Source organism: Rossellomorea orangium (assembly GCF_019334305.1).
Classification (GTDB): Bacteria; Bacillota; Bacilli; order Bacillales; family Bacillaceae_B; genus Rossellomorea.
Window position 1 is genome coordinate 1 of the sequence record NZ_JAHWGH010000011.1, and the last position, 11,766, is coordinate 11,766.

Below are 11,766 nucleotides of genomic sequence, written 5' to 3' on the forward strand. Positions count from 1 at the left end.
CACACCCGTTCCCATGCCGAACACGGAAGTTAAGCTCTTCAGCGCCGATGGTAGTTGGGGGATCTCCCCCTGTGAGAGTAGGACGTCGCCAGGCAAATGGATTAAAGAGTAGCTCATTGGGAGTTACTCTTTTTTTGTTTTGATTTGAAAAGATATTTTAGAATTAGATCCTATGATGATTGTTTACTAGGAAGATTAACCGGTCATCAGATGATAAGTGAAATAATTTTGAAGTGTGTAAAGAAAATTCGACATCTTGGAATGATTATTTGGAATCTCGCACGATAAAGCAAAATGGGGCTTGAAAAATTAAATTCTCGCGCGATAATTGAAAAACAGGCACGATTCCTAGCAAATCTCGCACGATTCTTCTTCATGGTTATCTAACTCCATTGAATCAAGCAAAAAATTACGACCATAATCTTTATCTCCATGTCCCCAATTACCTACTTAAACACCATCTTAAAATGGTACGATTGGTTAAGCACACTCATCACTGACCCATCCTTCATTATGCTGATGATATTCGAAATCTCCCCAGACAGATCAAGAAGAATAGCACATAAGGCTTTTACTTTTGCAGATTAATTTCTAGTCCGAAACCCGTTCCAAATAAAGTATGTAAAACTGTCTTTTTTCACCCAATGCCCAAATAATAAATTGTAGCTCCACTCTCTTCACATTCGGAGAAGTTGACTTCTTCTTCCATTAGTTCTACAGTATTAGTATATAGAGGTTTGATCTGAAAGGGTGGTACTCTTGCAAGGTTCTTCTAGTACTTTGATTGATTCGTTTTTAAAGTGGCTTGAACAGGAAGGGAAATCCTCAAATACTATTTCAACTTACCATCAAGAACTTAAGAAATTTGAACAATGGCTTCAGGGAAATCATCAAGAAATCGGCGATGTTACTCAGAAGGATGTTCAGGATTACATACTGTTTTTAGAAGAGAAGGGTAAGAGCCCGATTACAACGGATAAGATTTTGGGAGCGATCCGAACCTTTTCAAAGTATTTAAAGAAGCCCCATATTACACTTGGAATTCATATTCAAAAGGCTGATAAGAAAGATGAAATAGAGGTTCTTAGCAAAAAAGAGTGTGAGAAACTGTTATCTGAAGTAAGAGAGCAGGAGAATGAAAGAAATATAGCCATTGTATACATGCTTCTTCATACAGGGATTAGAGTGTCTGAACTTTGTGGGTTGGATCAATCTGATCTTGATTTGAATGAGGGCTTCCTAAAGGTAGTGTCACCTCACGATAAAGAGAGAGTAATTCCGCTTTCTGAAGAACTGAAACAACATCTAAAGAGTTATTTGCCGTTAAATCCTGTGGAAAACGCTCTGTTTGTGTCAAAATCAAACGAGCGGTTAACGGAGAGAGCTGTGCAGTATATGTTGAAGAAATATGGTGTAAATGCTCAGAAGTTACGCCATACCTTTTGTCAGCAATTAATTGACAAGGGGGTGAGCCTGGAAGTGGTCTCTAAGCTCGCTGGTCATAAAGACATAAATGTCACGAAGAGATATGCCAGATCCAGGGTTCAACAGTCAGAATACGAAGATGCGATTCGAAAAACATTTTCTCCTGAATGAGGTCATTCAGGGGTAGAAGCAATATATCCGTCATCAACCCTTTATTCAACATGAATAAGGGGTTTTGTCGTGAGGCTTGTCGGAATTTTTGTTACGGATGTCTACATATATATACAAAATCATTTTCCCTCTACCTATATGATAGTAAATATCAAATGGGCAGGGGGATCCTTAATGAGAGCGTTGACGATTGGATTGATGATTGTAACACTTTTTACGTTGATTAGTGGGAAACTTTATTGGAATGATAGGATTGATAGGGTACAGGCAAAGGGACAATTTGAACAAGCCACAAATGAGGAAGTTGTGAGTAGGACAGATTCGGAGAAAGCCCCGGACAAAAAGAAGGCAGATGTCATTACGCTCGATAAGATCAATTTTTTTCCTAAAGCATTACAACCGAAGTTTCGAGAAAAAGTTCAAAAGGGTCAAGCGATTACGCTTGCAGTTGTAGGCTCTGCTTCTACTTCTAATCAAGAGGGAGCATGGCCGAACTTGTTGGAAGAAGAATTAGTGGAGACATATGGTAAGTCCGTCATCAAGGTGGCGACGAAGGGAATTTCAAACAAAACATCTACTCAAGTCATTAATGAAAAGCTTCTAACGAAACTGGCAGCATCGAAACCGGATGTCTTGCTCATTGAGCCTTTTCTTTTATATGATAACTCCAAACTATCCATGGATGATCGCTTGAGGAATCTATCTACCATCATACATCAGTTTAAGTCTCTCAATTCCGACATCACGGTTATGATTCAACCATCCAACCCTGTTTATCAGGCTTATTATTATCCTAAAGAGGAAAGTGAATTGGAGGAATATGCTTTAACCCACGGGTATATCTATCTTGATCACTGGAAGGCGTGGCCGAACGGGGAATCGAATGAGCTATTAAGCTATCTTACCAGTGATGGTCTGCCTAATGAAAAGGGAAATATCGTTTGGGCGCGTTTTTTAATAGAATACTTCACTCAAAAACATGATTGATTTACCCTGGTGTCTAAAAATGCTGTCGATAAATATAATCAATAATTTATAGATTATTCAGACTTTTATATTATATAATTGTAAATATTAAGAAAATATACAGAGAGGAGGACCTGGTTTGCCGGTCTATTATATGAAGGAGATTTGGACTCCACTCAAGATGATTGGTATTAAATTTTTCAGAAGTGAAGAGAAGAGTGTATATGTAAAAGTGTTCCAAAATCCCCGTAGAAGATTATTCAACTAATTAGAAACAGACATATGTACGATAAAGGCAAACCCATTGAAAGATGGTGACGCAAAACTATAGGGGCTAACGTTTATAAAAACTACGCCTGCCAGTTGCCGAATACATATCCTATAATGAATCGAGACCAAACCTTGCAGAAAGGTTTTTTTATTTGACCAAAAAAGGTGTGCTGAAACTTATATTGCTTTTAATAAGAATAAAAAAACCGAACGATTTCGTTTTCCTTAACAGAAATTCGAATAATCGCTCGGAATTTTCTTTGGCTAATACACTTTTATCCCAGCCTCAATAATGTTCTATTTTGTTAGTTTAATGGTTAGATACTCTATCCCGTCCTTCAAAATAAATGGACACCCCTCAGTGGCAGGCGTCTTCAACACCTCAATCGACAACTTATTCAACCGTTTCGTCAACTGTGCTTCCTCAGAAGGACTGAGGATGAACTGTACCCCGTATAAACAGAAATCAGACTTATATTCTTGCTTCCATACTATTTTTCCTGAAAGAGTGACTGGCTCGCCTAGTAGCACGGTATTGAAATGAAAAATGATTCCGGGTGAAACAGGCAGCCTCAGATGAGACAGGAATCTTAATCCACCCGGACCGAGGTTTTCTACTAGGACTTCTGTTGTTCCTACTGTTGCAGACTTTCCATTTACGCTCGCGATCGTCATGTCTGTTCGCAGAGGGTATGTAAAGTCGATTCTGAATACGTCGCGCCTTTCCTCTACAGGGGGTTCTGCCTGGCTCGGTTGCGGGATTAGGACGGGATCGATCAAGAACCGCTGGAAGTCTTCAGGTGGCACGGGTTTACTGAATAGGTATCCTTGTAATATGTCGCAGTCCTGCTCTATGAGGAACATCCGCTGGTCTTTTGTTTCCACACCTTCTGCTACTACTGTCAAGCGTAATCCGTGTGCCATGCGAATGATGGATTTCGTGATTTCGGCATCACTTTCATTCAGGTAGTCTCGTATGAAGCTCCGATCAATTTTAACGGTGTCGACGTTGAATTTTTTTAAGTATAAGAGAGAGGAGAATCCTGTTCCAAAGTCATCAAGGGAAAATCGGATCCCTATCTCTTTCAATCTTTCAATGGATGAAATGAACGTTTCTTCGTTCTGGATCAGTACACTTTCAGTAATTTCAAGATCAAGAAGGGAGGGGTTCACACCAGTTTCTTCTATAATATTGAGAGTGGTTTCCACCCAGTCATTCCGCAGAAAGCGTTTGGGCGACATATTGATGGAAATGGGGATGAGGGGAACCTCTAATCTCTCCCACTCTCTTAGTTGTTCACATACTGTCTGGATCACCCAATCGGTAATGGGGATGATGAGCCCATTTTCTTCAGCGATGGGAATGAATTCATGAGGGGATATCAATCCCCATTCCGGATGCTCCCATCTGATTAGGGCTTCTGCTCCGACCAATCGGCCGGTTTTACCATCCACTTTTGGCTGGTAATGTAAGAGGAGTTCATCTTTCTTTATTGCTTTACGAAGATCCTTTTCTAATTGAAAGACTTTGAACGATTCGATATTCATGGACGACGTATAGATTTGAATATTATTCTTCCCCATTTCTTTCGCTCTGTATAAGGCGGTATCAGCTCTGCCCATAAGCGTCTCCGGATCTTCTCCGTCGATGGGATACAAGGTCATCCCAATGCTTGCGGTTACAAATAGCTCATATCCGTTGATAAAGAAGGGTTCTTCCAATGAGTGTATCAGTTTTCTGGCAAACGAAACGGCTTCTTCTGTATCCTGTATACGGCGTAGGAGGATGGTGAATTCGTCTCCTCCCATTCTGGCGACGAGATCACGTTCAGGAGTATTCTGTTGCAGCCGGGAAGATATTTCTTTAAGCAGGAGATCGCCTTTTTGATGCCCCAAGGTGTCGTTGATCCGTTTGAAACCATCCATGTCTATGTATAAAACGGCAAATTGTTTTTTTAATGTGCTGGAGCTTTCAATAAGAGTGACAAGTTCATCTTCAAACATCCTTCGATTCGGGAGATCAGTCAAGTAATCATAATAAGCAAGGTGGGCCATGGCTTCTTCTGACTTGATCTGCTCTGTTATGTCTGTGATGATCCCGTCCAGCCGGATCAGTGTTCCTTCATGATTGAACACAGGTATCGTGTTATCTTCGACCCAGCGGATATGACCTTCCTTGTGGATGATACGATAGCGCCCTTTTGGTGGCTTTGAGTCTGCCAATATCTCTTGTCTTGATTGGTAGTATGACAGGTCGTCAGATGCGATGAGGTCTGACCAAATAATCGATCCTTCTTCAAATTCCTGACTTGTGTATCCGGAAATATTCTCAATGCCCTTCGAAGTGAACAGGATTTTGTTCTCTAGTACATCCATGGACCATATTCCGGCGTCCAGATTATCGTAGATTTTCTTGACGTGCTGTTCTTGTTCTTTCATTTTCGTTTGGATGTGTACTTGTTCTGTAATATCATGGGATGTTCCGATCATGCGGACCGGACGCCTGTTTTCATCAAGAAGCACATCTGCATATTGATTCACGACTCGCAGGGAGCCGTCCTTCTTAATGATTCGATAAGAAATGCTGAAGATACATTTCTCTTCAATCGCTTTTTGATACTGGGTCTCGAAGTTCTCCCGGTCATCGGGATGGATTCGCTCATACACCTTTTCATAAGTAGGGGTTTCATCCATGTCCAAGTCGAACAGAGCGTACATTTGATCGGACCAAAGAGCTTTGTTATGGACGATATCATAGTCCCACGTTCCAAGGTCCACAAGTTCCTCTACCGTATTGACGCTCATTTCAAGTTTGGAAAGAATGGCTTTCTGGGCTTCCAATTCGGTGATGTCACTGATGAGGAGAGCGACACCGAAGGGTTCATTCCGGTTGAAAAGAGGCTGGAAATGGACGTTCGTTTCAATGAGTTTTCCATTTCGAAGGATATGAGCACTCCGGTACTGCTGGTATTCCCCCTCCACTGCTTTACTGAAATGCTCAAGGGTATTAGAAATATAGGGCTGGGGAATGCAGTTGGAAATAAAATGCTGAATATTCTTAACTTTTCGATCGAAAAATGTCATTGCCGCCTTATTCGAGGCTAGTATATGCCCATTCTGATCCATGATATAGATAGGATCAGGATAACGATCAAATAATAATTCATAGATATTGATCAGCTGTTCGTCGTCAACCGAGTCATTTTGAGATTTTCTTAGAAGATTCATCACCTTTAACAAGCAAGCTGTTCCCCTTTCGTTCACAATATACTATGAAAAATATACCATAATACCTATTGGGAATGGAATGCACCTGAAAGAATATTCGACTAGAAATCCCTAAATTCTTCAAATTATGAGATTTTTCTCAAAAATATACAAATATAAATGGAAATATTTTGGGAATGGTATATAATAGTGATAAAGTCTCATTTCTCGAAAATATCAGATAATAGAGGCTTATACTAAAGAGGAAAAAGGATGGTGTTCGGTTTGAAAGGTTTAAAAGAGTTGGTTACTCGAAGGACATTGGCAATCAGTCCTGCTTATGATGGGATTCATCAGTCGATTGTCCATGATTTCAGAGGCAGGAAGACAGCAGGGAAGAAATCAGCCATGGAGATTCTCGACGAGTCGTGCCTCGCTTACAGGTCCACGTATGATGGAAGGATCAAGGCTGTCAGGCATGCACTTGACTACCCTAGAAAGACACCTCTTATGATATGTCCGCAGCAATACATCTATGCGATACCCACCAAGGCCCCGACCGATTATGATTGTATATGGCTCTTTTGTCAGCATATTGAATCAACCTCCACCACAGAAGGAATTACCTACGTGCATTTTACCAACGGAGAGAAACTAGCCATCAATTGCTCAGAGAGTGTGCTCACCAAACAAAGGGAGCGTGCCGCTGTCACCATGACCCATTTCTCCACCATCCCGACCATCTCATCCATGAACCGCCACGAAACCGAACTCTTTCTCCCGGGATTCCAGTCAACCCTCCACAACCTGGACGAATTCGGCGCCCATCTTTGAGGGACGGACCTCTAACTGAATAACCAAAACAGGAGTAGGAAACATGTTCCAACTCCTATTTGTCGTTCTCCGGATCTTTTTGAAATATTCCCCATCATTCCCACTAAAAACAATGGTCTATTCTAAAATTTAATTTCATATAATATAAAATACAATTGAAATATTATTTTAAACAAGAGTATAATAGAGTTAATGAAAACGCATACAGATTTTACAGGAGGAATGAATTGTGACACAGGATAATGTTTTCGAATTATCGACCGAGAAGGTGAACCGGAATACGCTTGGGATTGATACAGCGAGTACCGGTGAGATTCTTTCCATGATGAATGACGAAGATCAGTTGGTGGCTACGGCTGTCAAGGAAGTCATCTCACAAATAGAAGAAGTGGTCGATAAGGTAGTGGCGTCCATCTCTCAAGGTGGAAGGCTGATCTATATGGGAGCGGGTACGAGTGGAAGGCTCGGTGTCCTGGATGCGGTTGAATGTCCGCCGACGTTCAGCGTGGATAGTGATGTTGTCGTCGGCTTGATTGCCGGCGGTGAGAAGGCGTTCGTGAAAGCGGTGGAAGGAGCCGAGGATGATGAGGGTTTAGGCGTATCGGATCTGAAAGAAATCGGACTGACTCCGGTGGACACGGTTGTCGGAATCGCAGCGAGCGGGCGTACCCCTTATGTCATTGGCGGTTTGAAATATGCAAGGGAGTTAGGCGCGACGGCAGTGGCCCTTTCCTGTAATACAGGCTCGAAAATTTCTGCTGAAGCTGAGCTTGCGATTGAAGTGGATGCAGGTCCAGAAGCATTGACGGGATCCACTCGTTTAAAAGCAGGGACGGCTCAGAAGATGGTGCTGAATATGATTTCCACAGCAAGCATGATCAAGCTCGGGAAAGCCTATGGGAACCTGATGGTGGACGTGAATATTAGTAACTACAAGCTTGAACAGCGTGCGATCGGTATCATCGAGAGCATCACGGGGGCAGATAAAGAAACGGCAGCAGCGACCTTGAAGAAGGCGAATAACGAAGTGAAGCCATCGATTGTGATGATCACCCTCGGCTGTGGGTATGAGGAAGCGAAGAATCGATTGGAAGATGCCAACGGATATGTCCGGTTGGCCATTGAAAAATAGTCTATTCGTATAGGGGTACCTGTCCCCTCCCATTCATAGACATAAAGTGGGAGGGACACTCAGGTAGATAGATGGAACGAAAGGGGAAGGTGAAATTGACGAATAAAGAACTGGCTGGAGTCCTATTGGAACGGTTTGGCGGTGCTGATAATATCGCAAGCTATGAACATTGCATGACGAGATTGAGAGTGAAGGTGTATAACGAAGAGCTCATCCAGAAAGCAGAGATTAAAAAGACGGAAGGCGTGCTCGGCTTTGTAGAGGATGAAACGTATCAAGTCATCCTTGGTCCCGGTAAAGTCAATAAAGTAACAGAAGAATTTGGTAAGCTTGTTTCAGCGGGGGCTGGGGACCTTGACCTGAAGGCACGGGCTGCAGAGCAGAAGGCTGATCTCAAGAAGAAAAACGCCACACCATTCAAACTGCTTCTCAGACGCGTGGCGAATATCTTCATTCCCCTGATCCCGGCGCTGATTGCGTCAGGATTGATCACAGGGTTCACAAAGTTCTTCGTACAGGCCGGATGGCTGAACGGGGAATCCCAGCTTGTCATGATGCTTTCCATCATCGGAAGCGGGTTATTCGGGTACCTCGGTATTCTTGTCGGGATGAATGCGGCGAAGGAATTCGGCGGCTCGGCTGCGCTTGGTGGTTTGGCCGGGATTCTGATCATTAACCCGGCGATTGGTGATGTGACGCTGTTTGGAGAAAATCTATTGCCTGGCCGTGGCGGATTGATTGGTGTCTTGATTGCGGCCATCTTCATGGCTTTTGTAGAAAAGAACGTTCGAAAGGTCATCCCGCAGGCAATCGATATCATTGTGACGCCTACGATTGCGTTGCTTGTTACAGGTTTATTGACGTACACGGTATTTATGCCGGTCGGCGGTTTTATTTCAGATGTGATCACGAATGGTCTTCTTTCCCTTATTGATATGGGCGGCATTGTTGCCGGGTTCGTCCTCGGTGCCACCTTCCTGCCTCTTGTCGTGACAGGATTGCATCAAGGATTGACACCTGTCCATTTGGAATTGATCAATACGATCGGGGACGATCCGCTATTACCGATCCTTGCCATGGGTGGAGCCGGTCAGGTTGGAGCGGCATTCGCCATTTTCATGAAAACGAAGAAGAAGAAGCTGAAGAGAGCAATCGGCGGGGCTCTGCCTGCCGGGATGCTTGGGATCGGGGAACCGTTGATCTTCGGTGTGACCCTACCATTAGGCCGACCGTTCCTGACCGCTTGTTTAGGTGCAGGATTCGGCGGTGCGTTCCAGGCATATTTCGATGTTGCAACGTTTGCCATCGGGGTATCCGGTTTGCCGCTGATCTTCTTGGTCAATGCAGGCGAGATTCTCTATTATACTCTTGGACTATTGATTGCCTATGCAGCAGGTTTTGCGTTGACGTATCTGTTCGGGTTCAAAGATGAAATGGCGAGTGAGTTTGAATGATCGGAATTTCCGTTTATCTTTCCGATGAAGATGCTGAAGAACGTATTCTTCGAGCCTCGTCATCGGGCATCAAGCTTGCCTTCACCTCTCTTCATATTCCGGAAGAATCAGGTGTAAGTCCTGAACGAGTTGGAGATCTTTTATCCCTTTTTAAAAGGAAGAGGTTTGAGGTGTTCGCCGATGTATCGAAGAAAACGCCAGGTATACTTGGACTCAATCGTTTTGAAGACCTGAAAGAGTTGGGCGTCACGTCCCTGAGGCTGGATGATGGATTCACGACGGAAGAGATGCTGGAATTGTCCAGTCAGTTTCAAATCGCCATCAATGCCAGCACCGTTGGAGAAAAAGAATTGAAGAAATGGATCGATAGCGGATTGAGACCTGGGAAAATGATTGCCTGGCATAATTTTTACCCGAAGCCGGAAACGGGGTTGGATGAGGAATATTTCCTCCAACAGCAGGCACTCTATGATTCTCTCTCGATTCCTGTCTATGCGTTTGTGCCAGGAGATGAAGACAAGCGGGGGCCGTTACATGTAGGGCTTCCTACTTTGGAAGATCATCGGGGGCAAAGTCCGTATGTCAGTGTCGTTCAATTGAAGCGGTGGGGCGTGACGGGTTTGTTTGTTGGAGATCCCGGCTGTTCCCCGGAACTTCTTCAAAAGCTCGAACACTTTGATCGGGAAGACGTCATCGAGCTTTCTTACGAAGGCAGCGGTGAAATAGAAGGGGAGTATCAGCTCCGGCCGGATCCGGGCCGCGATGTGCTGCGGTTGTTGGAAACAAGGACGAATGAGAGGGTGCCTCCATTGAACACGGTCGAACGGCCGCGGGGCACGATTACCCGGGATAATGATTCCTATGGACGGTATCGAGGGGAAATGCAGATTGTCCGGCATGACCTGGATTGCAACCCAGCAGTCAATGTGATGGGGAGGATCCGTAAATCAGACCTTCCTCTGATTGAATCATGTCAACCAGGTCAAAAGCTCCGGTTGATAAGAGGGACGGACCTCGTAGAATAGTGATGGTAAGAGCATGAGATGAAAAATCATGCTCTTTTTTTATTCTCCCGGTTGGTTTTCATTACATTTTAAAGATAGTAACCGAAATCCCCTTTTTTTCTGTTATGATAATATCAACGAATATTTCGACAATAACCGGAATGAAGGGAATGCCAATCAATGACTAGTGCTTCAACCATGCTGATACAATACCTTGAGGATCATTCAGATGAATTTTTACATAATTGGCTGAAAGATATCGTGATTTCAGAAAGCGACATCTATAAAGAAGAAGTGTTGAACAATGGAGTGAAGATGTTTCAATTAGTGAAGCGTGCGATTGAGAAACCCCTCAGCGAAGAAGAAATCACAGCCCTTGCCCACAAGACGGCATTGGAACGGGTCAATGCCAAAGTGAATATCAGTGAGTTTGTCTACAATGTGAACATAGGGAAGAGCATCATTATTAAATGGGTGAGTAATTCCGGGATCGAGCTTCGGGAGTTACAGCCGTTGATTGAGGATATCAATGCGCTATTCGACCGTTTTTCTTATCTTGCCGTGAGAAAGTATACGGAAATCAAAGAAAAGCAGCTTCAGGAGAAAGAGCTGTATATCGATCAAACCCATAAGGAAAGGCTGACGATCCTTGGACAGATGAGCTCGAGCTTTGTACATGAATTCAGGAATCCGTTAACGTCCATCATCGGGTTCACGAAGCTCTTGCAGAACGGCTATCCTGATCTGCCGTACCTGGATATTATGCAGCATGAGCTCGAGCAATTGAATTACCGCATCTCTCAATTCCTCCACGTATCGAGGAAGGATTTGATTGATAGTACGAGGGAAGAGATCATTCTTACCCATCACTTGGAAGAGACGATCGAGTTCTTGTATCCGAGCCTCCTGGATGGGGACGTTTCCATCGAATTCAATTGTGAAGATGATATCAAAGTGCTGGCTAACGGAGATGAACTAAGGCAGGTATTTCTGAATCTCATCATGAACTCCATCGACGCCCTTCAGGAAGTGGAGGGTCATAGACAGATCAATGTGTGCTGCAGTGTGAAAGAAGGCAGGACGAATTTGAGGATTGCAAACAATGGTCCACGGATCAAAGAAGAGACGATCGAAGCGATCTTTGAACCATTTTATACAACCAAGGACCTCGGAACGGGAATCGGTCTTTATATTTGTAAAAAACTGATTGAAAAACATGGGGGAAGTATCAGCTGTCAGTCAGATGAGGAATGGACGACGTTTACGATTGGTATTCCGGTTGAATCAAATGTAGCGATGTAAA

General features: G+C 43.6%; 8 protein-coding genes, 1 rRNA gene and 1 riboswitch. Of the genes, 8 read left to right on the plus strand and 1 reads right to left on the minus strand.

Annotated elements, in window-relative coordinates:
• From rrf to KYJ26_RS06165, 3 genes are all read left to right on the plus strand, one after another.
• A 5S ribosomal RNA gene (gene rrf / locus KYJ26_RS06155) occupies window positions 1-94 on the plus strand; the annotation flags it as partial.
• A 665-nt stretch (window positions 95-759) separates the two neighbouring features.
• Window positions 760-1,596, plus strand: coding sequence for a tyrosine-type recombinase/integrase (locus KYJ26_RS06160; protein WP_219166412.1), 837 nt, complete (start codon window positions 760-762; stop codon window positions 1,594-1,596).
• A 174-nt stretch (window positions 1,597-1,770) separates the two neighbouring features.
• A complete protein-coding gene (locus KYJ26_RS06165) occupies window positions 1,771-2,583 on the plus strand; it encodes an SGNH/GDSL hydrolase family protein (protein ID WP_219166413.1) in 813 nt (270 codons plus the stop codon).
• Between the two features lie 263 nt (window positions 2,584-2,846).
• Window positions 2,847-2,933: riboswitch (cyclic di-GMP riboswitch) on the plus strand.
• A gap of 196 nt (window positions 2,934-3,129) precedes the next feature.
• Here the strand turns inward: KYJ26_RS06165 and KYJ26_RS06170 are convergent.
• Window positions 3,130-6,063: an EAL domain-containing protein gene (locus KYJ26_RS06170; protein WP_308807548.1), complete on the minus strand. Its 2,934-nt coding sequence runs from the start codon at window positions 6,061-6,063 to the stop codon at window positions 3,130-3,132.
• Window positions 6,064-6,312: 249 nt separating this feature from the next.
• Here KYJ26_RS06170 and KYJ26_RS06175 point away from each other — a divergent pair, with 249 nt between their 5' ends.
• From KYJ26_RS06175 to KYJ26_RS06195, 5 genes are all read left to right on the plus strand, one after another.
• A complete protein-coding gene (locus tag KYJ26_RS06175) occupies window positions 6,313-6,873 on the plus strand; it encodes a competence protein ComK (RefSeq protein ID WP_219166415.1) in 561 nt (186 codons plus the stop codon).
• A 229-nt stretch (window positions 6,874-7,102) separates the two neighbouring features.
• Entirely contained in the window at window positions 7,103-8,005 is a 903-nt protein-coding gene (murQ, locus tag KYJ26_RS06180; RefSeq protein ID WP_219166416.1) for an N-acetylmuramic acid 6-phosphate etherase, read from the plus strand.
• A 71-nt stretch (window positions 8,006-8,076) separates the two neighbouring features.
• The gene (locus tag KYJ26_RS06185; protein ID WP_219166417.1) at window positions 8,077-9,459 is read left to right on the plus strand and encodes a PTS transporter subunit EIIC; all 1,383 of its coding nucleotides are present in this window, start codon (window positions 8,077-8,079) and stop codon (window positions 9,457-9,459) included.
• Complete coding sequence (locus KYJ26_RS06190) at window positions 9,456-10,484, plus strand: MupG family TIM beta-alpha barrel fold protein (protein ID WP_219166418.1); 1,029 nt, start codon at window positions 9,456-9,458, stop codon at window positions 10,482-10,484. The genes KYJ26_RS06185 and KYJ26_RS06190 overlap by 4 nt, the downstream gene beginning before the upstream one ends.
• A gap of 159 nt (window positions 10,485-10,643) precedes the next feature.
• Window positions 10,644-11,765, plus strand: coding sequence for a histidine kinase N-terminal domain-containing protein (locus KYJ26_RS06195; RefSeq protein WP_219166419.1), 1,122 nt, complete (start codon window positions 10,644-10,646; stop codon window positions 11,763-11,765).
• The last annotated feature ends 1 nt before the right edge of the window (window position 11,766 follow it).